This is a genomic window from Flavobacterium tructae (assembly GCF_001853485.1).
GTDB classification, from domain to species: domain Bacteria; phylum Bacteroidota; class Bacteroidia; order Flavobacteriales; family Flavobacteriaceae; genus Flavobacterium; species Flavobacterium tructae.
This window is the reverse complement of record NZ_MIKE01000026.1, coordinates 1-21,339: the sequence shown is the minus strand read 5'-3', so window position 1 is coordinate 21,339 and position 21,339 is coordinate 1. Positions and strand designations below refer to the sequence as shown.

The 21,339-nt window shown below is 32.8% G+C and carries 23 protein-coding genes; 10 read left to right on the top strand and 13 right to left on the bottom strand.

Annotated features, from left to right (window positions below):
• Window positions 1-291 precede the first annotated feature (291 nt).
• The 10 genes from BHE19_RS17675 to BHE19_RS17635 all read left to right on the top strand — a co-directional run bounded on the left by BHE19_RS17675 (window position 292) and on the right by BHE19_RS17635 (window position 9,017).
• A complete protein-coding gene (locus tag BHE19_RS17675) occupies window positions 292-681 on the top strand; it encodes a single-stranded DNA-binding protein (RefSeq protein WP_035627454.1) in 390 nt (129 codons plus the stop codon).
• 38 nt (window positions 682-719) lie between these two features.
• A complete protein-coding gene (locus tag BHE19_RS17670) occupies window positions 720-1,079 on the top strand; it encodes a DUF7222 domain-containing protein (RefSeq protein WP_070908213.1) in 360 nt (119 codons plus the stop codon).
• Window positions 1,080-1,105: 26 nt separating this feature from the next.
• Window positions 1,106-1,483 carry a Cas9 inhibitor AcrIIA9 family protein gene (locus tag BHE19_RS17665; RefSeq protein WP_035627456.1) on the top strand — a complete coding sequence of 126 codons (378 nt, stop codon included), beginning with the start codon at window positions 1,106-1,108 and terminating at the stop codon, window positions 1,481-1,483.
• Complete coding sequence (locus tag BHE19_RS17660; RefSeq protein ID WP_035627458.1) at window positions 1,480-2,796, top strand: PcfJ domain-containing protein; 1,317 nt, start codon at window positions 1,480-1,482, stop codon at window positions 2,794-2,796. Before BHE19_RS17665 ends, BHE19_RS17660 begins: the two co-directional genes overlap by 4 nt.
• 270 nt (window positions 2,797-3,066) lie before the next feature.
• Window positions 3,067-3,537, top strand: coding sequence for a JAB domain-containing protein (locus BHE19_RS17655; RefSeq protein ID WP_070908212.1), 471 nt, complete (start codon window positions 3,067-3,069; stop codon window positions 3,535-3,537).
• A 136-nt stretch (window positions 3,538-3,673) separates the two neighbouring features.
• Window positions 3,674-3,835, top strand: a complete 162-nt coding sequence (locus BHE19_RS23095) for a DUF6965 family protein (protein WP_394332186.1) — start codon at window positions 3,674-3,676, stop codon at window positions 3,833-3,835.
• Between the two features lie 591 nt (window positions 3,836-4,426).
• On the top strand, window positions 4,427-5,659 hold the full coding sequence (locus tag BHE19_RS17650; protein WP_035627460.1) for an ATP-binding protein: 1,233 nt from the start codon (window positions 4,427-4,429) through the stop codon (window positions 5,657-5,659).
• Window positions 5,660-5,661: 2 nt separating this feature from the next.
• On the top strand, window positions 5,662-6,684 hold the full coding sequence (locus tag BHE19_RS17645) for a hypothetical protein (RefSeq protein WP_035627463.1): 1,023 nt from the start codon (window positions 5,662-5,664) through the stop codon (window positions 6,682-6,684).
• Window positions 6,677-8,509: a metallophosphoesterase gene (locus BHE19_RS17640; RefSeq protein ID WP_070908211.1), complete on the top strand. Its 1,833-nt coding sequence runs from the start codon at window positions 6,677-6,679 to the stop codon at window positions 8,507-8,509. The genes BHE19_RS17645 and BHE19_RS17640 overlap by 8 nt, the downstream gene beginning before the upstream one ends.
• A 7-nt stretch (window positions 8,510-8,516) precedes the next feature.
• Window positions 8,517-9,017 carry a CinA family protein gene (locus BHE19_RS17635; protein WP_051886096.1) on the top strand — a complete coding sequence of 167 codons (501 nt, stop codon included), beginning with the start codon at window positions 8,517-8,519 and terminating at the stop codon, window positions 9,015-9,017.
• Window positions 9,018-9,665: 648 nt separating this feature from the next.
• On the opposite strand, the gene BHE19_RS17630 is transcribed toward BHE19_RS17635, so the two are convergent.
• The 13 genes from BHE19_RS17630 to BHE19_RS17580 all read right to left on the bottom strand — a co-directional run.
• Entirely contained in the window at window positions 9,666-10,178 is a 513-nt protein-coding gene (locus BHE19_RS17630) for a hypothetical protein (RefSeq protein WP_070908210.1), read from the bottom strand.
• Between the two features lie 152 nt (window positions 10,179-10,330).
• Complete coding sequence (locus BHE19_RS17625; RefSeq protein ID WP_035627471.1) at window positions 10,331-11,008, bottom strand: hypothetical protein; 678 nt, start codon at window positions 11,006-11,008, stop codon at window positions 10,331-10,333.
• A 44-nt stretch (window positions 11,009-11,052) separates the two neighbouring features.
• Window positions 11,053-11,967, bottom strand: coding sequence for a hypothetical protein (locus BHE19_RS17620; RefSeq protein ID WP_035627473.1), 915 nt, complete (start codon window positions 11,965-11,967; stop codon window positions 11,053-11,055).
• Window positions 11,968-12,044: 77 nt separating this feature from the next.
• Window positions 12,045-12,584 (bottom strand): hypothetical protein, encoded by a 540-nt coding sequence (locus BHE19_RS17615; protein WP_035627474.1) that lies wholly within the window; start codon window positions 12,582-12,584, stop codon window positions 12,045-12,047.
• A 127-nt stretch (window positions 12,585-12,711) separates the two neighbouring features.
• Window positions 12,712-13,470: a competence protein CoiA gene (locus tag BHE19_RS17610; protein ID WP_083342584.1), complete on the bottom strand. Its 759-nt coding sequence runs from the start codon at window positions 13,468-13,470 to the stop codon at window positions 12,712-12,714.
• Between the two features lie 110 nt (window positions 13,471-13,580).
• A complete protein-coding gene (locus BHE19_RS17605; RefSeq protein WP_051886100.1) occupies window positions 13,581-13,832 on the bottom strand; it encodes a HigA family addiction module antitoxin in 252 nt (83 codons plus the stop codon).
• Between the two features lie 116 nt (window positions 13,833-13,948).
• Window positions 13,949-14,104 carry a hypothetical protein gene (locus tag BHE19_RS22835; RefSeq protein ID WP_165571470.1) on the bottom strand — a complete coding sequence of 52 codons (156 nt, stop codon included), beginning with the start codon at window positions 14,102-14,104 and terminating at the stop codon, window positions 13,949-13,951.
• A gap of 3 nt (window positions 14,105-14,107) precedes the next feature.
• The gene (locus BHE19_RS17600) at window positions 14,108-14,653 is read right to left on the bottom strand and encodes a hypothetical protein (RefSeq protein ID WP_035627480.1); all 546 of its coding nucleotides are present in this window, start codon (window positions 14,651-14,653) and stop codon (window positions 14,108-14,110) included.
• Window positions 14,654-15,979: 1,326 nt separating this feature from the next.
• Window positions 15,980-16,288: a DDE-type integrase/transposase/recombinase gene (locus BHE19_RS23090; protein ID WP_205625929.1), complete on the bottom strand. Its 309-nt coding sequence runs from the start codon at window positions 16,286-16,288 to the stop codon at window positions 15,980-15,982.
• Window positions 16,284-16,538, bottom strand: a complete 255-nt coding sequence (locus BHE19_RS23035) for a DDE-type integrase/transposase/recombinase (RefSeq protein ID WP_205625928.1) — start codon at window positions 16,536-16,538, stop codon at window positions 16,284-16,286. Before BHE19_RS23035 ends, BHE19_RS23090 begins: the two co-directional genes overlap by 5 nt.
• Before the next feature lie 362 nt (window positions 16,539-16,900).
• The gene (locus BHE19_RS17590) at window positions 16,901-18,841 is read right to left on the bottom strand and encodes an OmpA family protein (protein ID WP_035629056.1); all 1,941 of its coding nucleotides are present in this window, start codon (window positions 18,839-18,841) and stop codon (window positions 16,901-16,903) included.
• A gap of 2 nt (window positions 18,842-18,843) precedes the next feature.
• A complete protein-coding gene (locus tag BHE19_RS17585) occupies window positions 18,844-19,752 on the bottom strand; it encodes a PorP/SprF family type IX secretion system membrane protein (RefSeq protein ID WP_035629060.1) in 909 nt (302 codons plus the stop codon).
• Window positions 19,753-19,809: 57 nt separating this feature from the next.
• Window positions 19,810-21,339: T9SS type B sorting domain-containing protein (locus BHE19_RS17580; RefSeq protein ID WP_131799985.1), on the bottom strand; the 1,530-nt coding region annotated here is incomplete at its 5' end.

Sequence of the window (21,339 nt, the reverse complement as noted above, 5' to 3'; positions counted from 1 at the left end):
TTACAAAATATTTCAATGCCGATCCCAAAACAGGCATCTGAAATAGGGGTTCAGCCTGCTGTAAAAACTATAAGGAAATTTTCAATGAAAACGGATTAAAAGAGCCGCGAAAATAGCACCCGCAGGCTCCTGCATGCGCATAACGGCCTTGCCGCCCTTCGGGACTTATAGCACTCCGGATCCTTGATCGGGCGCTTGATTTTGTGCTTTCTTTTTTCCCGTTTTTTCTTTGAAAAATTTTATGCGGGCTTGAGAAAAAACAGAAAAAATATTCACTTAAAATTTTACATCATGGAAATCTCAGGACGAATCACAAAAGATGCCGTAATGGTAAAAGTTTCAAATGACAGGGAGGTGGTAAATTTCTCCATTGCCATAAACGACAGCTACAGACCAAAAGGCTCAGGCGAGCTTAAAAAGATTGTAACCTACATCGACTGCTCCTATTGGATGGGTTCCAAAATGGCGCAGTGGCTTAAAAAAGGAACCGTGGTTGAACTCTTCGGACGTATAGGTATGAATGTTTACAATAATGCCGAGGGCAAAGCGCTCGGTTCGCTGACCTTTCACACCAGTAATATTAAAATACTGGTTTTCCCGAAAACAGAAAACACTACTGAAGTTCCCGCAGTCCAAAAGAAAAACATGGATCAAGACACCCCTGACGACCTGCCTTTCTAATTGGAATCTATACGGTTTCACATCAAAATTTATACGCCATGAAAGCCTTTGAAAAATCAGTCTACATAGAATATCCCGTATCCGCCCAGTTCAAAAAAATAGTCCTCTCCAATATGGAATCTTATGACGGAACAAAAAAAGAGCAGTTAAAATCTTTTTTGGAAGACCTGCAGAAAAATGGATGCATCTGCGGGATGATTTCAGAGTTTGTCTACAACTCGGACTGCAGGAAATTCTATATCCAGCATTTGGATGATTTGGAAAATATCCGATACGAAATTGAAGATTCCCTTGGGGAATCTGTCAAAAACCGCCACCGTCTGCCCCATTACACCTTTGTATGCTGGCTCTGCTTTGAAGAATACTGTTTTGACATCTACAGAAACAGTTTTGAATAACGCTTTTCAATCTTAAATCTTCCCTTATGAAAGCATCAGATAAATTTAAAACCGCTATAGAAAGCTACCTGAGCGAAAAAGCGCAGAACGATGCCGTTTTTTCAGCGGACTATAAAAAAGAGAGCAAAAACCTTGAAAGCTGTTTCCATTACATTTTCGGCGAGGTCAAAAAAACAGAGGAATGCGCCTTTGACAATCAGGAAATCTTTGACATGGCTGTGAAGTACTACACAGACGACACTATTGGAACGCCTGCCCCTGTTCAATGCAAAGTAGCAGCAAGTTCCCCTGCCAAACCTGATTTGTTCTCAACTGCTCCCGCAGTATCTCAAAGCACAGTTCAAAAAACAGAAATAGTGCAGCCCGTGAAGCCTGTACAAACCCTAACACTCTTTGACTTATGATACCCAAAACAGTTATAGAAAAAGAAATCAGCGCCTTAAGCACTACCCTAGCCCCAATCACAGCACAGATGCATCAGTGGGCGGAAAAAAACATTTTCCTGAAATGGGCGGTACTCTCAAGGGGAAAATTCCATTGTCTGGAATGCACCCATTCGTGGAAACCCGACAGCCAAAGCCAGTCTTGCAAAAATTATATTAACTGTACCGCCTGTCAGGGGAAACTTAAAATGCATCAGCACAATCAGGTGCATTTCAAAGAAATCGAATACTTTGCCCTCACCGATACCTGCTCTGGGTATCAGGTGGTGCGCATCATCTGCTCGCACAAGAACATGAAAAAAAATGTTCTTCCTGCCTATTCCCATACCGAAGTCATGCAACATTGGATAAATCCAAAAGGGGAAGTGCGCACCATCTCAAGAAGCACCAATGTTTTTTCTAATGCCTATGATGCATGGCAGTACTATTCCCCTTTAGAAATCCGCCCAAAGGATTTTCAGAACTCGCCAAAGTACCGCATCAATCCCTACAAGGTATATCCGCACATGAAAGTGATTCCGCTTTTGAAAAGAAATGGTTTTAAGACTTCCACGTATGGCATTGCACCGCAGATACTCTTTACTGCTCTTCTAAAAGACCCCATTGCAGAAACCCTTTTAAAAAGTTCGCAGACCTCTCTGCTCAAGCATTATCTCACCTCCCATGAACAGCATCTGCGTGAAAACTGGCAGGCAGTAAAAACCTGCCTTAAACAGCGTTATCAGATTCAGGACATAAAAATTTGGGAGGATTATATTGCCCTGCTCCGATGGTTTAAAAAAGACCTCAGCTCCCCTGCTCTTGTCTGCCCTGAAAATTTAGACCAGGCGCATGACAGGCTTGTTGCCAAAAAAAGGGATATTCAGCGCAAGAAACATCTTGCGCAGATGCGTGCTGAAATACAAAAAGCAGAGCCGATTTATGAAAATGATAAAAAACAGTTCTTCGGACTTTCCTTTACTGATAACGACCTTACCGTAAAAGTCCTTGACCGTGTGCAGGATTTTCTCGAAGAGGGCGACACGCTCCACCACTGCGTATTTACCAATGAGTATTATAAAAAGAAAGATTCCTTGATACTCTCGGCGCAGATTGAAAACAGACCCGTGGAAACCATTGAAGTATCCCTTTCGAGAATGGAAATTATCCAGTGCAGGGGACTTCGCAATAAAGCCACTAAATATCACAGCAGGATTCTTAGGATTATAAATAAAAACCTGCCTGAGATTGCCGGGCGGTTGAAAAAGCAGAAAAAGCAGAATGCTCTCGCCTAAACCATTTTACTATTGATACCGCAGATTTTACACTGCGGTATTTTTTTGCGCGCGCAGACACTTTAAGGTTCACAGAGCAGTCCCGGCTTAGGGGCTATTGTGGAATGTTAAGTCAATTTCACCACAAAGTTCGGGCACGGCTTTCGGTTCTCCGCAAAAAATTCCCCCATAAATGCAGGGCTGCGCTCCTGCTTTATTGCGTTGCTTTCTGCGTTCGCTCGTCCCTGCCCGCTCAGCGGTGCTGTAATTAATCTTAAAACTACAGCAATTATGAAAAATCAACATCAAAACACAGACTGGCAGAAAGTATCAGAAATCGAACTGATCTATAAAACCAGAGTAAAAAGTACTGAAAGACCGTGTATCACTTCTTCCAGAGATGCTTACCGCATACTGCTCGACAGCTGGGATCCCGGCAAAATAGAATTCTTTGAGCAGTTCAAAGTGCTGCTGCTCAGCCAGTCCAACAGGGTTCTGGGAATCTATGAGGTTTCCTCAGGAGGCATAGCGGGAACTGTGGTGGATATGCGCCTGCTTTTCGCTGCAGCCCTGAAAGCTGCCGCCGTCGGGATCATCATCACCCACAACCATCCCTCCGGAAAAACATCACCTTCCGAGGCCGACAGAAATATGACCCGAAAAATCCGGGAAGCGGGAAAACTGCTGGATATTCCACTGCTCGACCATCTGATTGTGACACCCGAAACCTATTACTCTTTTGCAGATGAAGGCGCCCTTTAGGGGCGTTTTCATCTTTCATGCCCTTGTGCTGTTCTGGTTTTTTAAGTAATTTTGCCCTATGAATCATGAAGAAATAAAACGATATTTTGAGAACACTCCGCCGCCGAATGAAGTAGTGTGGACCTAATGGGCGAAGATTACCGACACTCAGGTTTTCCTGAAAAGCTGTTATACCACCATCAGAAACTTTAACGGTCCTGTCGATCGCTGTCCGGCATGGTGGCATTTAAGGGATTTTTACATTCTTATGAAGAAAACAGCAGACCAGCCGATCAGCGAAGAACCTGCTTCAGAATAATTCTGATCCTTCCGTAAATTCTTAATAAAGCAAAAAGCACCGATTTGCTTTTTTTATGCCCTGAAAAATAAGGATTTTTAGATTTTGTTATTATTTAGAACATTTTATTTTTAAAATTTGTTACCAACTGTACTAATTTTGATCTGTATAAAATGAGTAATTGACTGCATTGACTTTAAAACAGCCTGAGCGATATTAGAAACGAATTTACAAATTTAAAATTAAGACATTAGAAATGGGAGATATAAATAGTGCCCCATGATTTTCCCTAATATTTTAATAAAAACACTCACGTTACGGAAACCCGTAATTTATTTACATTAGCATTTTCTAATTTGCGCCAGACAATGAAAAATCTGCTTAAAAAAAGACATGCCGATTAAACAAGTTTAAACACGTATTTATACTCTAGCTTCTTTTTTATAACTTTCTTTATCTTAGTCACCTTGATATTAAACTCAGTGATTATAAATAATCCTGTTAAATAAGCTATCGATCCATAAGTAAAATGACGGGATTAGATTTACAGAAGTGATAAAAAAAGAAGATAAAATTTAAATAATCATTTTTAAGTCTTAAAAATATAATAAAATGAACGGAGTACCTATTTTACTGAATAATAAGGCTTTTACGCCATTTCACTTTTATTCGTATTTTTTAAGCAGCGTTGCTAGTTTTTATCAGCAATTTCCAAAGGAAAAAATAACATTTTTCTTAATCGGTGAAAATGAAAAAGAATCCTTCTTGCATTCTTATTACTTTGACCCAATTACTATCCCCCTATTTCTTTCATTGGCGGACCAGCTCACCAAGTTTCATAATGAGCCTATTTCTCTTGAATTATACAATACCCACTCCACAAATAAAGTACTGGCTTTTTTAGACAGGTCCGATTTTTTCAAAGTTTCAGGTAATTTTGCCAAGCCTGGTAAAAATATATTAAAGTTCAACAAGGAGTATTTAGGATTCTTCAATTTAAATGAACAAAGGCCCGAGCACAAAGTGAGATTTTATTCTTTGAATGAAGTTAATTCTTCGCATAATATGATCAATGTCTCCACGGCTGAACAGCAGAGAGATCTTCTTATCGAATACTACACGTACAAAGTCAAAGACCATTTTGAAGATATTTTAAAAGAAAGCCACCAAAACAATAAAGTTGTTTTCGACTATGTCCAGATCTTATCAGAACTGATTACTAATGGAGTTTTGCACTCAAAATCAGATGTATATGCCTTGATGTTTACCGACAGGGAAAAGACCTGTTTCTCAATTTCGGATAACGGAATTGGATTGTTTTCATCTTTGGCTCTGAAAGAAAAACAGATTGTAAACGACAGCTATAAATTGTTTGATTTATATAATGAGCTTTTGAATGAGATTCCATTAAATGTAGCAGACAAAATAAAGCAGTCATTTTACGCAATTTTTGAAGCCCTTTACTATTCAATATTAAAGGACAGAAAGGGACTTTTTGACTTAATGACTACAGTCGTATTAGATTCTAATGGATATTTCAGACTGCATAATAATAACGCCCAGATCATAATATCACTTAGAATGTTTAATGAAATTCAGAGCTTGGTAAATATGCGAAATCTAATCTATGATAATCATTTAAAATATATTTCGAAGTTAATTACTAAAGATGAATTTATGACTGTTTTCAACGAACTTACATTGGTCGTTAGAAATGAATTTAAAAAGTTGATTTCAAACATAATTTCAAATTATAACCAAGATGTAAAATACTCCTCCATACGCTTATATGAGGTTAGATTTAAAGGGGTGCACATAGAAGTAGAAATCCCTAAAAAGTACTAAGTATGTTAATTTCTAAGATTATACATGAAGAATCGATTTATTTCAATCTTCACGCTGAACAGACTATAAGCAGCAGCTACTTCGCTGCTGAAATAGGGTTATATGCCACAGAACTTTTTGACAGCACCCTTAATAGGATTACTAAAGGTCTGGATGAAATCGATAATAGTACAAAATATGTCTTATACCTAGATTTCGAACGTATTGAAAACGCAGGAAAAAATTTATTTGACGACCTATCTTCAATAAAAAGCAAAGTAAAGTCTTTGATATTCATTAATTTAAAAGAGAATATTTTAAGTCAATTATCACTTAGTGAGGACTTTTTGAACAATCCTAACAATCATAAAGTTGACGAAGACGATAAATTTGCTATGTTCTATTTTGGAAATGATTCTGCAACAGAAAAATATCTAGATTCGAAAGACTTGTTTGAAGACTATCTGCTGTCATTTATAATGCATTTTAAAACTAAGGATACAGACAAGTTATTTTTACATGAATCATCTTCAGTTTACTTGACATCCTATATAGATATCAAAAGAATGATTTCAGAGGATACCAGTTTTATGATGTTCTGCCTTTACCATTTGTCAATAAAAGTTAAAGATAGCTGGATTGAAAACATTAATGATAAACCAGTACTGGTTTGCCAAAATTTAAACAGCTCTTTCATCAGCTCCGTACTATCAAATTTCCTCCAGCTTGATATACTGATTCTTGATCACGTTGGTCCTGTCAATACACACTACAGCAGTTTAAACAGCAAAATCGAAGAAGGCAAAAAATATATAATTGTGTCAGATGTTGTATGTCTGGGCACAGAAGTTAAAATCACGAAAAATATTATTTCTTTTCTTGGCGGGAGGGTTATTGGTAATGTTAGCATTGTAAAATTAGATACGTTATATGAAGATGACATTGCCAAAGAAAAAATTAAGAACTTAAGTGTTTTTAACATCAATCAGAAAAATAATTCTCAGGTAAAATTCAAAATTAAAACAGCTATAGATCCAGATGAATAAGGCAATTTTACACATATCAGATTTTCATGTAACCTCCTGCTTTGACGCAAACGGCGATCTTCTTAATGATTTCAATTCTTGGCTTGTGGTTGATAAGAAAGCTGAAAATGAAAGATTTATAATATCTTTCTGCGATTTTGTAGAAGAACAAATTCCAGATACATTAATTTATTTAATTATATCTGGTGACTTAACAAATTCAGCAAAAGATAATGAATTCATCGAACTAGCCTTAATTTTGGATATACTCATAACCAAATTAAGGATTAGTAAAGAAAATATTTTAATAATTCCTGGTGATCATGACGTAAATAGAGTTGATGCTGCCATAGCATTTGAAAAGGCCGGTGCGGGAGCACAGCCAAAAAAGCTTTATGATTTTAATGTGGAGAAATTTGAGAAATTTGAGAAATTCTACAACACGTTTTTTGAAAAATCAAAAACATTTAGTGCTGAGAATGCTGTTACAGATGTACTAGTTATTGAAGATTTAAAAATAATTTACATAGGCTTGAATTCCAACTTCAAAATTGGTGCTATCTCAGGTTTAGGTTTTATAGATCCTGCTAAACTTGGACAAGAACTGGCTGAAATTACAACAACGTACTCTGATTATATTAAAATCGCAGTTATCCACCACAATTTAATCAATTTTTATAAAAAAGAAATAGCTCCGCAGTGGGATAAAGAGAATTACTCGGACATAAAAAGAATACTCGAAATCAATCAGGTGGATTGTTATATATTTGGCAACGAACACACTCCATTTTCCGAAATAAAAGAAAGGGTTCCACATATCAGCATAGGGTCGTTCGGCTGTAAAAACCCTGATCCAAACTTTAATCTTTTAGTCTTTAAAAAAAAAGATTCACAGGTGATTCTTGAAAATAAATATTTTAGAATTACTAATAACAATATAAATGGACAGCCTGAGCACGGGGTATGGGACATAAGCTCTTCCTGCGGGGAGGTCAGTAAAATAGAATTAAAAATACCGCCAAGCCAGACGGCTCTTCCTTTTTCTGATTTTTTACCGGAAGAAACCGAATCACCAGTAGATGCCGAGGTGCAGAAAAAAGAACCGCTTCATCCATTCGATATAAATGACAGTAGACATCTTAGCTTATTGAAACTGATCAAGGACAATAACTTATTTCATTCCGGACATTTTCACTGGAGCGAAACCTCACGGGCTCACGGATGGATTGATGTAGCAAAATTATTGGGAGATAGATCCCGTCTTGCTAAATGTAAAAAGCATATTTATGAAACTATAGCAAACTCTGACATTAAATTTGATTTTGTAATTGGGCTCGGAGTTGAAGGAAATATTCTGGCAACCAGAACAGCAGTCCTCAGCTCAAAGCCTTATAGTTTCTTGCCATATTCCTATAGATATGACGATCATTCTGACTTTGAAAAACAATTGAATTTTGAGAATAACGGACGTTTTAAATCTGTTCTTATAATAACAGATGTTGTTCATGATGGAAGAACTATTCGAAAGTTAATTCATAAAAAAAGAAAGGAAGACAAAACTCATGAATTTTTTAATGGCGTTGAAAAAATTTATGTTGTTTCATTATTCTATACTGGAAAGATTACGGAATCTCATACAGATGTATATAACCTGCTTAATAAGAATAAAGAAGATGAATTTTTCGACAGTGAGAATGATCATTTAGAAAGCCGTATTGAGTTTCATTTTATCTCCCATATAGGTGTTGAAGTCTGCCCTTACAATAAAAATAACTATAAATCAGACTGCATTATCGTAAGGGAAGGATTAGGCTGCATACACAAATTTTACACAGAAAAAATTTAAATAGAAAATGAGAAAGCAGGAAATTAAAAAGTTCAACAAAACCCTTAGTAAAAATAATTTAACAATTGTATGCGCCGAAAGTATTACCGCTGGAATGCTTTCAAGCTCGATAGCTTCTGTTGCAGGCGCTTCAAGTATTTTAAAAGGAAGCATTGTCACATATGACAGAGAATTAAAATCAACAATTCTACAAGTCAATCCATCAACTATTGATAAATACTCTGCTGAATCAATTGAAACAACTATAGAAATGGCATATGGATTGTTAAAGCTCTATCCTAGTTCTGATATATATGTTGCTGTTACAGGAATAGCATCTCCTGGAACGGAAAAGTATCCTGTATCTGGTGAAGTTGGGGACATTTTTGTTGCAGTCTACTATAAGCATTTAAAGCCTCATTTACGACTTCAAACTTTTATTACCAAAATAGAAAGTACTGAAAGAAATAAAATACGTGAAGAAGCAGTAAGATTTATTTTTGAGAAGATTACCAACATGGTTTCATAATAAGTTTTCGTTAAATCATGATTTCAATTCAGATTGAAAATTTTAATAAAGACTTTAATTTACAAGTAATTTAATATGACAGAAGCAGTTTTTGGACTTATTAGAGTGTTAATTGGATCTGGTATAACTTGGTACCAGTCTTATTATACAAATAAACAGTCAGAGGATTGGATTTGTATTGCAGATTATAATAGTTTTAATATTAAAACTAATTATAAACCTATTGGGCTAACTTCAGAACAAATACTATAAATAAACATAATTCTACTTTTGACAGTTTTAATTTTAATTAAAACTATAGAAAATCTAATTGTATCGATTATAGAAAACCACGTAGCAAGCATACCGTATAGAAATCAAAATTGCAAAACTAAAAGTATGCTAGTATTTGTAGCCAACTTTCATCATGATTTGTTTCAATCCAAAATGAAGTTCCTGAATATAAAATTATAGACAAAATTAAACTTAAAAATAGAATAAATAATGTGAATTTAAATGACCAAAGTAATTCTATAAATGTGTTGCTTCTTCTAAAAAATAGATAAATCATTATCAGAAGAAGACATTATTATAGCCCTTGCTGTAGAAAATAAAGAAAAAATTGATTTTATTAAGCATCTAAAACAACTAAAAATTTTATAATATATATTATTTCAATTCTCGAATCTCTCTTTTGGTGTTTACTTTCTTAGTTTTAAATGCTTTGTCAATGTCATGCAAGTTGTACAATCCTCTTTTTGTAGAATTTTCTAACTGAAATCTCAAATCGGAAATATGTTGATAATATTTTTTACCTAAATCTATTAATTCAAGATTAGATTTCCCTCCTGCTTTTATATTTAAATTATAAAAAAGTTCATTTAACTTCTCCAAATTTTCACTCGTTTCATCATCTATCCATAAACTAAAACTTATAGCCATTAGCATATTTTTCTGGAACTCAAAAAATTCGATATCGCTGTAAGAGAACATCATGTGATAAGGTTGGCTGTCTGCCTCATCTAGCACAACAGTCTTAAGAACAGCTATTTGGCTTTCAATATACTGATAAGCTACTAATCTCTTTTTTAATATTTCTTTATAGTACTCATTTTTGAAATCTAACTTTTTAAGCTTAACAGTAATGACATAAGATACAATCGCAGAAACTATTCCGGCCATAATTGTACTAGTTAGAAACAATCTAATATCATCCATATTTAGTTGATTTGATAGTTATATAATTGATTATTATCTTTGTAGTAGAGCATTTAATTTTTATATACGCAAAAAAGCTTCATTGTTCTAAAAATGTTTTACGGTAAGCTATTTCTTTAGATATTTAAATTTTCGCCATCTAAGAGTTTTATCCAAGTTTTTATTATGTAAATAATGAATAATATCATCCATATTGAAACCCAGAATGAAATCTTACCTAATGTTGTAGAATAATGCACAAGCCACAAATCTCTTAACATCAAAAAAGCAATTCCAAATAAAGCCAAAAATATTAAGATAACTGGGGACAAGACGGCTAGGCCAAAAATAACACTTGCTATTCCTCCTTCTTTAACAATCATTTGTTTTCCAAAAGATGAATATGAAAATGGTAATGAAATTCTGTCTATAAAATTATTTTGATGATCATAAATATTAGGACAATTATAATCATTATTATAAATTTTTTTTCCCAATTTTTTAATTCCAAAATACAATTCGCTTTTGTACATAGACATAGAAATAATAGTGAATATAAAAGAAAAATATAAAACAGGAAGTATAATTGTAACAATGGAGGTGTTTTTTATAGCAACTGGTCCAATTTGAAGTGTATCAATTTCTAAATTTGAAGAAATAAAAAAAAATAAAATAACAAGAATTAAGTATATAGAATATTTATCAACTTTTTCATTCAGTTTTTCTAAGTTCGAATAAGCTCTATTATAAAGGTCTAAGATAATACTGTCTTCTGCATTTTCGGTCAATAACAATAATTCTTTTTCTCTATTCATTAGTTATTTTTTTTTTAAATATAAGTTAGTAAATATTATGATCTTTAACTCCTTTTTTTCTTGTAATAAAATATAATATATCCTATTCCTGGAACTAATATATTTACAGCAGTATTTAGAAAAGTATTATCACTTACAAACAATAAAATAATTGCTGTAATTAGCGATGACAATACTAATATTAAAACTATTTTATGGCGTTTTTTTTCAAATGCAAAGTTTACAAACACTCCTGAAATTACTACCAAAAGTGTGCAAAACTGGAATAACAATGGAACAATTGGATTTGGATCTTTAACAACTAGAAATTGCTTTGACTTTACTTCTTCAGAAATATTATCAAAATCAGTTTTTAATTTATTTAGTTTTTCAATACGAACTTTCCAATTAAATACTGCATATATATCTTTAGAATCAGGATCTGAATAAACATTACTTTTTACCTCGTAAACGGTATAAAATAAAGTGTCTCGTTCAGATTTTATCTTCAAATATTTAGATTTTTCGCTTAAAAATTTATCATAAGCTTTTTCAAAATTTTTTGCTTTATTTGTATTTGCATAATCATTAAATACTCTGTCCAAAGAATCTATTTTTGATTCAATGGAACTGCCGATTTTAATCTTAACAATTTTATCAGCTAATGAATTCACAAGCTTTGTTTTTGCAGGTAACAAAAAGTTATTGATTGAATTTAGGTATTGCACAGCGTAGATTGCTTCTGCATTTAGTTTTTTATAAACTTCTTCTTCTTTCTGTTTCTCTTTTCCAATTTTGATATATTCAATATCAATATTTCTGGCTTTTATTATCCAACTTTCTTCTTGTCCTTTAGGTAATAAGTTGCAAAGTGATTGAAATTCTTTATCGCATCTATCTTGATATTCTGAATCAGATAATTGAGCGTAATTATTTAATGTTGAAAATAGTAAAAATAGTAAGAATATCTTTTGTTTCATGTTTTTGATCCTTAATATTTTCGTGTTAATGTATTTTATTCTTTATAATTGTTCTGTACATATTAATTATTTTTTTGTCATTTAAAATTTAAAAAATCATCAACCTTCTTTCCAAAATTTGTTACAGAAATATTGTCAATGCCTCTAACTAGAATATATACTCCCCCTACAAAACTCATCAATTTTTCGATTTTCCAATAAAAAATATCTAAACTATTATTTACAGATTGAAGTACTATAAAAATAGCCGTAACCCCTACGCTTAATTCAATTAGACCATATAACAACCTATATTTTTTTCGAATAAACCAAAAAATAAGTCCAATTAGCAAAGAGTAAAAAATTAAAAGAAAATAAAATAGTACCTCATTAAAACCTTTAACATAAGTAAGTAAAATATATGTTATTGGCAAAAATAAAATTGTTCCAATTACAAAATTCCTCACGATTCGAAGATTAACTGCAGACTTTGAATTTGGATCGTTTAGATCATTAATTCTAAAATCATTATTTTCAATTATCTTTTCTATTTCTGAAATGTTTTTTTTACCATTTTCGATTAATTCCTCTAACTCTTTACGTATTTCAATATCTTTTTCGTGAAACTCTTTATTCATGTTTTTTTTAAAAATTTTCTCATATCTATTACCTCAAAAAATAATAATTTGAATCAAAACTAAATAAGCATTTTTTTAATATGAGCTTTCCTTTTAAACACTGATATTTAGTTTTGGATCTTCCATTTTACCTATTGTTTCGAGATGCAATTAATTCTAATGCTGCAAATGCTTCTCGTTCTGCTATTTCAATAGCTTTAATTTTGTTGATAAAATTTTCAAACCGCTGTAGCCAATTACCTTTTGTGATAGAAACTATAAAAGCTTCTCTTGATATTTCAGCTACTATAAACTCATTATTGAGACGTTGAGGAAATAAGCAATATAGTTTTGTATGTCTGCTTTTTTTGGGAGTTTCAATCCTACCAAAATCAAAAATAACTGCGACTGGTCGATAAATCCAATTAGAGGGAAAAATCTCATATGAAAAGCTTGTTCTAAAAACTTGAGGCATCAATGAAGAAAAATAATATTTCCCTTTTTGAAACCGTTTAAAATCATTTTTAAGCCGTGTTCCGTCAACAACCCAAATTAAATTTGTATAGAAGCTTTCTCGTGAAGCTTGTTCCTTTGTATCAATATGCGAATGTTGAAATTCAATTATAATATTATTATCAGTTCGAACATCAGCTATGTGAAGTTCTCCTGTAATTTCATCACGCATTATAATTTCTTGCCAATTAAGCGGAAATTCTTTTTTCCAATTGCGATGCCATTCAGTTTCAGCTTCCCACCACTTGTCACAATTTTTATTGCTTTGATGCGCCCAATGATGAATTCGCTTTGAACCACACTTTGCTACAACCTGTTGAGTGCAACCTGGACAAATCGCTTTCCCGTTTGGAGTCGCCTCAACTCTCATATCTTTAATTAATGCAAAACGCATACTTATCCTTATTAATTTAGCACATTCGATTACCAACAATAGCTTTTAAATGTAGCTTTTGCTAGCTAAGTAAGTTTAATTAGCTTAATACTAATTAACTAATATCTAAATTAGGGTTTAAACCGTTTCTTAAATTCTTCTAAATCATATCCAGTTTGTAAACGTAAAAATGAATCAGCTGTGCCTCCAAATACTTTTTCAAGTTTTAAAGCTATCATAGGAGAAACTTCAACATTACCATTTAAAACATTGGAAATATCCGAAATTGGAGTATCTAGCAATTCTGCAATTTTACTTATTGAAAATTTTCTTCCATCTATAAGTTCCATTTTTAAAATTTCTCCAGGATGAACGTTTCTCATTTTTCGTACCATATAAAACTTTTTCAAAAATTATTTAGGGCACTACGTTTATCTTAGCAAAACATATCTTATTTCACTTGTTTAAAGTATCTACAATTAAATATGCTCAATTTTTATTAGTCCTTCTTATCTTCAGGCTTAACTATAACTTTTGGCTTTAGTGAACTAGTCGGCACTGGAACTATTCTTCCTGCAACAGCACCTGTCTGTACATTTTTATTTAACTTTTCTATAGTTTCTTTTAAAATATCGGCTACTTTTTTTTCTATCATCTTTTATTTTTTAGGATTATTAGCTGGTCTATTCTGTGGTGGTAGAGGAATCGTCCTGCCTTTTTCTTCTGTTGCAGGCATTGGCTTGGCTGGCGGGCTAGGGTTTTGTTTATTGCTCATATTAAATAAATTTATTGTTACAAAAGTTAGAACGAATACAACTCCAATTATCAAACTCCAAATTGATGTTCTATTCAGACGATTAATTATTTTATTTCTTTTTTTAATATTTTTAAAAATATCATTATACTTTTTCTCATCTATTTCTTGAATTGTTAAATCGGAATCTATAATTGATTTATAATGAGAGTATAAATTTGAAAGCAATGTTAGAACTAAACAAATAAGACCAATAATGTATAAAGGTTTGAAATCGGTCTTGTCAACTGTAATAATTTTTTCCAAAAAAGTCAAAGAAAGTACAATTCCACCAGAAGCTAATAAATTTATGTATTTTTCAAAATCATCTTGACTTTTACTTTTATTATCAGATACAGCATTACGATATTCTATCCAATCTTGTTCAAACTTTTCATTTGATGATTCCATCTATATTTCAATTTTATTTATTTTTTTCATATTCTTATCTGTTTCAAATGATAAACAATAGTTTTTAGGTAGTTATAATCAAATGTCATTTTGGGTTGTATTTTTTTTTACATGTTTTTGATCCAAAAGGCGTAATATGATCTTAACTTCTTTGAAATATATTAATTAATCTTTACTATCATTATTGTTGCATTAAGTTTCTAAAAGTAAGAAATTTGATTAATATTTCACGAGTATATTATTAACAATAATTTTCTGCATTTAAAAAAATGTATTTGAAATTATAAGTAACCTTCTCTAATTCTTGATAAAAAAAAGGTGTAGGATGTGGTAGGATGTTGTTTTTTTACTTCCTACCACTTCCTATTATGTCCTACTATTTCCTACTATGTTTCCTATTACTTTTTTATAGTAAATATCTATAATACAATTATATATAATAATGTAGGTGCAGAATCGGTGCATCTATTTTAACACAAACCATAAAACACTATAAAACAATCACTTGAAACCTTAAGTTCGAAACATTACTAAATTATCTAAATGAAATATAGACTGTTTCTTTTTTACTTTTTATTTTTTGTCAGTACGTAATAATTCCATTGGTTTATAGAATTTACTACTAACTATCATCCATGTTACCCAACCGGGTCTTTTATTAAAATATTGCTAACAAAAATTATTACCAAAATTTTTAATTCATTTAATTTTCCTACTCTGTTGTAAAATTGTAGCACAAGCTATTTTTTAAAACTAGAGAATCATTTATTGGCAAAGTTTAGATTTAAATATATTATAAAAGCTCCTTGTTTTTTAGTTGTTTTTTTTATTTTAACAGGTTCGATTCGCGATCACAACACCAAGGAATAGAATTCTATATCTAAAAATGTTGAAAAAATTAGTAATAAGTTTTGTGGCAAAAATATGGTACATGGCATTTGGAGTCGATATCTTTTTTTTACTACTGTTATATAAATTGACATCTACTTAAAAATCTAAAAACGAAAATATCAGATTAGTTAACGAATTAAAAAACTTAGATTATGAGTACGGATGATCATAAATATTTTATGGTATTTACAATAACTTTTTTATTTAAATATTTTTCTAACAACTAAAGCTTAATTTATCTATTTTTACTTTAGTTTAGTCCCCTAAACAAATTTAAATTTGGAAGATTTGAATTTAAACAGAAAGTCCTTTACTCTTTGTAAAGGACTTTTTTTAAATTTTTTGATTATTACATTTCATAAATCAAGAAATCCTTCAACAATGGTTCTGTCGCATCTGTCAGAATCAGATATAACACTTTAAGTAATTTTAAAGTTAGTCTGCCAATTTACAGAATGATTTAAACATAGTTACCCCTGATTCAATCATCTGATTCTTTCTCAGCATATGCAAAACTTCAATTCCGCTCAATGTTCGTCTTGCCGATTCAAAATTTTTAAAGCCTAACCCATTTTGTATCCTCCATTTTATAAATCGATGGTCCTGTTCGACAATATTGTTGAGATATTTACACTGCCGGATTTTAATCTTTGAGAACGAACGCTTGTTACAGACTTTGATTGCTGCAGTATTAGAACCGCTTTTATCAATGTTTATTACTCTTGGCCGGCAATTATTATTAATTTTTAATTAGAAAAGGCTGAGCGCTCATTCTTTGTCTTTTTCTGGTCAAAAGAAAGTAAACCGTATTACCTAATTTATCTACCGCTCGATATAAGTAACACCATATACCTTTTACTTTGATATAGGTCTGATCCAATCTCCAGCTCGTCCCCACTCTGCCTTTTCTCTTCTTTATTTCTAACTCGATGAAAGGTGTAAACGTATAGCCCCAGCGTTGAATAGTAGCATGATCAACATGAACTCCGTGCATTTTCATGATCTCTTATACATCCCTGTAAGTAAGGGTAAATCTTAATTTAAAATACACTGCCCGAAGAAGAATAGATTTTGGATAGCTCTGACCTTTGGTATTCATTTTTTTTAGTTTTAAAATTCCAAAGATAAAAGCTATTCCCAAATGCGACAGAACCCTTTTAAGAAATATAGGTCTATTTGAATAGAACTGACCAAAAAACGGGCTATTCTAATCCATAATTAGGAATTAATACTCAATCAGTTCTTAACTATATTTGAAAAAGGGGTTCAACTTTATTTAAAAAGTTAAACCCCGTTATTTTTAAAACTTACACACTTTTTAGGACTGTGTTTTTATCGATAATGATTTGTAAGTTCTTATTGCATTGAAACAATTACAAATTCACTTCTTCTGTTTAACTGATGTTCATCTTCTGTACAAGCTACATTATCTGAACATTTATTGATTAACTGACTTTCGCCATACCCTTTCCCTGATATTCTGGTTGGGGCAATTCCTCGTTTTACAAACCATTCGATTGTTGCTTTTGCTCTTTTATTAGACAATCTCATATTATATTCCTGAGTCTGTCTACTGTCTGTATGAGAACGAACATCGATTTTCATTTCAGGATATTGTTTCATTACAGCAAGTACTTTCTCTAATTCAAAAGCAGCTTCCTGACGAATAAATGATTTATCCAGATCAAAATAAATCATCGGAATATCTAAAGTTTTAGCCAAATCTGTCCCTACTTCTATTTGCTTGATTTGTTTATTTAATTTAATATCTAATTCAGGTTTATCATTTGTTGGCTGAATTGTAACCGAACTTTCATTAGTTTCATAATCTTGTTTTGAAACTCTTACATAATAGGTTTGATTGCATTTTACATCAAAATTGTAACTTCCGTTTTTATCCGAAATTATTGTTGCAATTTCCTTAAACTTATCGTCAAGCAAAATTACTTTTGCATCGGCTAAAGCTTCGTTCGTTTGAGAATCTGAAACAATTCCAAATAATTTTTTTTCACAATCCAGTCTTTTTGTTTCTGTGAATTTATAGATATCATCATTTCCAATTCCGCCTTCTTTGTTGGATGAGAAGTAACCTTTACGTGTATTGCTGTCAATTATAAAAGCAAAATCATCCAACTTGGTATTTACGGGTTCTCCAATATTTTGTACCAGATCAAAAGTAGCATCTTCCTTGATTTTTGCCACAAATACATCAAGTCCGCCTAATCCAGGACGTCCGTCGCTTGAAAAATAAAGTTCATTATCTCCGGATATAAACGGGAATGTTTCTCTTCCTTCGGTATTAATTGCTGTTCCTAAATTTTCCGGTTTCCCGAATGTTCCATCTTCATTAATAACAACACTAAACAAATCCGATTGTCCTAAAGTTCCCGGCATATCTGATGCAAAATACAGCTTTTTTTCGTCCAGACTTAAAGCCGGATGTGCAATACTGTATTGATCACTATTAAAAGGCAACTCAATAATATTTGCCCATTTATCATTTACAAATTCGGCTTTGTACAACTTTAATAATGTAATTCTTTTATTGTCTTTTCCTTTTTTACCTCCTAAAAAATTGTTTCGGGTAAAATACATTGTCTTTCCATCTTTGGTGAAAACCGGAGAAGATTCATTGAATTTTGAATTGATTTTTTTCTCAAACCGAATTGGATTATCTAAAGTTCCATCCGCTTTTAATTCCGCAGCATATAAATTCGTAAACGATTTATTTGTCCATTTAAATGTTTTTTTAATAACACTTCCAGTATCACGAGCAGAAGCAAATACTAATTTATTATTATAAATTGTACTTCCGTAATCTGATTGTTTCGAATTAATTCCGGCATTTGCAATATCAAATCTTCCTGAATTCGCTTTAATCTGCTCCAGATAATTTTTATTGTTTTCGAATAAAACGCCTCTTGTATCAGTTTTTACTTTCGCATTAAAAATTTCAAGCATTTTATCTGCTTTGGCATAATCACCCACAGATTTCAACGTCTGAGCATATCTGTAATAATATTCAGGTTCTTGTTGCTCGTTAAAAGCAAAAAGGGCGTCATACCACTTTGCAGCTTTCGGTAATTCGGCATTAAAATAATAGGAGTTTCCTAATCTCTGAAACATTTTTTCATCCTTATATCCGCTTTCTGCTACTTTTTCATAAATAGCGATAGCGTCTACAAAAGCATATTGATTGTACTCCTTCTCTGCTTTATTTAAAACTGTTTTTTGAGCCGTTCCGTTAAAACAAACAGACGACAAAACAGCAGCATAAATTATATTTTTAACTTTCATAATTAGAAAAATCTTGGTGAAGTTATACGTCCATATTTATTTAAGAATTCAAAACGGAGGAATATCTCGTGCGATCCTGAATTATAATTCACTAATTTGGTTGTTTCACGATCGTAAGCATAACCCAAATACAAACCATCTGTGATTTGAAAACCAGCCAGTGCACTTACCGAAGCGCTCCATCTGTAAGCCACTCCAATTACAAATTTATCGTTGAACATAAAGTTAGCCGATGCATCTACTTGCAATGGTGAACCTTCGACCATTTTTGTCATTATAGCCGGTTTAAATTTTACGGTTTCATAACGATCTAATTCAAATACATAACCTGCGATAAAATAATAGTTGATTTTGTCTTTGTAAATCGCAACATCATTATCATCATAACGATTGGTCTGAATGAAATTAGGAACCGATAAACCTACATAAGCTTTATCTGTATGCCAGTAAACTCCGGCTCCAATATTAGGCGTGAATTTATTTTTAAAATCCTGAAATTGCGGATCTCCCTGATCTTCCGGTGTTAATTTAGTTGGATCTAATTTGAATAAATTTGCTGATCCTTTTATGCCAAAAGATAATTTGGCTGTAGCCGATGTTGGTATAGAATACGAAAAATCTGCCGATAAGTTATTCTCATTCGTTGGACCTATTTTATCATTGATTAATGAAACTCCTAACCCAACGTTATTACCAACTGGTGTATTTACAGAAAAACTACTTGTTTCCGGCGCGCCATCTAACCCAACCCATTGGGTACGATATAAACCAAAAATACTCAGTACTCCACGTGATCCCGCATAAGCAGGATTCACATTAATGGTATTGTACATATATTGTGTAAATTGTGCATCCTGCTGTGCAAAGCTCGCAGTTGAACAAAACAGTAAAACTAAAATTAACTTTTTCATTTTTTTCATTTTTAATTACAGCTCAACTTCAACAAGCCAATTAATTAGCATAGAATATTATTTGGTCAAGTACAGATAACCCGCTTCCTGATGAGGAGTAGATTGATGGTCTTTATATTTTATGATATAATAATATGTTCCCTCTGGTAATCCTTTTGATTCTTTAATGGTAACACGTCCTTCTGAAATTCCTCTAAAGGCAACATCGGTATTATTGTAATGATCTCTTTCAAAAACCAATACACCCCAACGATTATAAATTTGAACTGTGTTGTCAGGATAACATTCTATTCCTTGTATATAGAATCTTTCGTTCATACTATCACCATTTATTGAAACGGCATTAAAAATTTTGATTACACAACCACTTAATAATAAAACTGTTGGATTGTCACCTAGATTATTTATGTTATCTGACTTATCCTCAACTTTAATTCCACTTAGAGTACTACCCATTACACTAGCCTGATTACTAATACTTCCATTATTAATATCATTTTGCGTGATGCTATATTGAGCACTAAAAGAAACTTCATCCGTATCATTTACATTCAAATCTATTGGACCTCCTGACATAATAATACCAGCTAATGGATCTAAAACAGTAATATTGTACAAAGGAACATTTCCAGTATTAGTAACCTTGAAGTTATAAGTTATAGTTTCGCCAGCATCTGCATTCCCATTACTATTTTCATCATTAAATACCGCTGTCTTAATTATGGCAATTGATGGAACTTCAACAATCGCCGGGGCACTTACTACTACCGTAGAGCTAATAGTACTACAATTCAATGGGTTGTTTACTTCACAAATCGTATAGCTTACTGAATAGTTTCCAGATGGGGTGTTGGCCGGAACTGTTACTGTTCCATCTGCATTTACTACTAGTCCTGATCCTACTGGAACCGTACTTGATGTGATTTGTACATTCCCTGCTGCAGTACCTACTACTACTGGGCTTCCATTTAAGGTATCGTTGCCCGTTAATGCCGTGGTGGTGCCACCTGGTAATCCATTAACCGAAGGGGTCGTTTCTGTTACCGCAACAATCGCCGGGGCACTTACTACTACCGTAGAGCTAATAGTACTACAATTCAATGGGTTGTTTACTTCACAAATCGTATAGCTTACTGAATAGTTTCCAGATGGGGTGTTGGCCGGAACTGTTACTGTTCCATCTGCATTTACTACTAGTCCTGATCCTACTGGAACCGTACTTGATGTGATTTGTACATTCCCTGCTGCAGTACCTACTACTACTGGGCTTCCATTTAAGGTATCGTTGCCCGTTAATGCCGTGGTGGTGCCACCTGGTAATCCATTAACCGAAGGGGTCGTTTCTGTTACCGCAACAATCGCCGGGGCACTTACTACTACCGTAGAGCTAATAGTACTACAATTCAATGGGTTGTTTACTTCACAAATCGTATAGCTTACTGAATAGTTTCCAGATGGGGTGTTGGCCGGAACTGTTACTGTTCCATCTGCATTTACTACTAGTCCTGATCCTACTGGAACCGTACTTGATGTGATTTGTACATTCCCTGCTGCAGTACCTACTACTACTGGGCTTCCATTTAAGGT

What these genes read in the sequence shown, in the direction of transcription:
- BHE19_RS17675 (WP_035627454.1), top strand. Translation starts at nt 292, where the DNA reads ATGGAAATCTCAGGACGAATCACAAAAGATGCCGTAATGGTAAAAGTT.
- BHE19_RS17670 (WP_070908213.1), top strand. Translation starts at nt 720, where the DNA reads ATGAAAGCCTTTGAAAAATCAGTCTACATAGAATATCCCGTATCCGCC.
- BHE19_RS17665 (WP_035627456.1), top strand. Translation starts at nt 1,106, where the DNA reads ATGAAAGCATCAGATAAATTTAAAACCGCTATAGAAAGCTACCTGAGC.
- BHE19_RS17660 (WP_035627458.1), top strand. Translation starts at nt 1,480, where the DNA reads ATGATACCCAAAACAGTTATAGAAAAAGAAATCAGCGCCTTAAGCACT.
- BHE19_RS17655 (WP_070908212.1), top strand. Translation starts at nt 3,067, where the DNA reads ATGAAAAATCAACATCAAAACACAGACTGGCAGAAAGTATCAGAAATC.
- BHE19_RS17650 (WP_035627460.1), top strand. Translation starts at nt 4,427, where the DNA reads ATGAACGGAGTACCTATTTTACTGAATAATAAGGCTTTTACGCCATTT.
- BHE19_RS17645 (WP_035627463.1), top strand. Translation starts at nt 5,662, where the DNA reads ATGTTAATTTCTAAGATTATACATGAAGAATCGATTTATTTCAATCTT.
- BHE19_RS17640 (WP_070908211.1), top strand. Translation starts at nt 6,677, where the DNA reads ATGAATAAGGCAATTTTACACATATCAGATTTTCATGTAACCTCCTGC.
- BHE19_RS17635 (WP_051886096.1), top strand. Translation starts at nt 8,517, where the DNA reads ATGAGAAAGCAGGAAATTAAAAAGTTCAACAAAACCCTTAGTAAAAAT.
- BHE19_RS17630 (WP_070908210.1), bottom strand. Translation starts at nt 10,178, where the DNA reads ATGGCCGGAATAGTTTCTGCGATTGTATCTTATGTCATTACTGTTAAG.
- BHE19_RS17625 (WP_035627471.1), bottom strand. Translation starts at nt 11,008, where the DNA reads ATGAATAGAGAAAAAGAATTATTGTTATTGACCGAAAATGCAGAAGAC.
- BHE19_RS17620 (WP_035627473.1), bottom strand. Translation starts at nt 11,967, where the DNA reads ATGAAACAAAAGATATTCTTACTATTTTTACTATTTTCAACATTAAAT.
- BHE19_RS17615 (WP_035627474.1), bottom strand. Translation starts at nt 12,584, where the DNA reads ATGAATAAAGAGTTTCACGAAAAAGATATTGAAATACGTAAAGAGTTA.
- BHE19_RS17610 (WP_083342584.1), bottom strand. Translation starts at nt 13,470, where the DNA reads ATGCGTTTTGCATTAATTAAAGATATGAGAGTTGAGGCGACTCCAAAC.
- BHE19_RS17605 (WP_051886100.1), bottom strand. Translation starts at nt 13,832, where the DNA reads ATGAGAAACGTTCATCCTGGAGAAATTTTAAAAATGGAACTTATAGAT.
- BHE19_RS22835 (WP_165571470.1), bottom strand. Translation starts at nt 14,104, where the DNA reads ATGATAGAAAAAAAAGTAGCCGATATTTTAAAAGAAACTATAGAAAAG.
- BHE19_RS17600 (WP_035627480.1), bottom strand. Translation starts at nt 14,653, where the DNA reads ATGGAATCATCAAATGAAAAGTTTGAACAAGATTGGATAGAATATCGT.
- BHE19_RS23035 (WP_205625928.1), bottom strand. Translation starts at nt 16,538, where the DNA reads ATGCACGGAGTTCATGTTGATCATGCTACTATTCAACGCTGGGGCTAT.
- BHE19_RS17590 (WP_035629056.1), bottom strand. Translation starts at nt 18,841, where the DNA reads ATGAAAGTTAAAAATATAATTTATGCTGCTGTTTTGTCGTCTGTTTGT.
- BHE19_RS17585 (WP_035629060.1), bottom strand. Translation starts at nt 19,752, where the DNA reads ATGAAAAAGTTAATTTTAGTTTTACTGTTTTGTTCAACTGCGAGCTTT.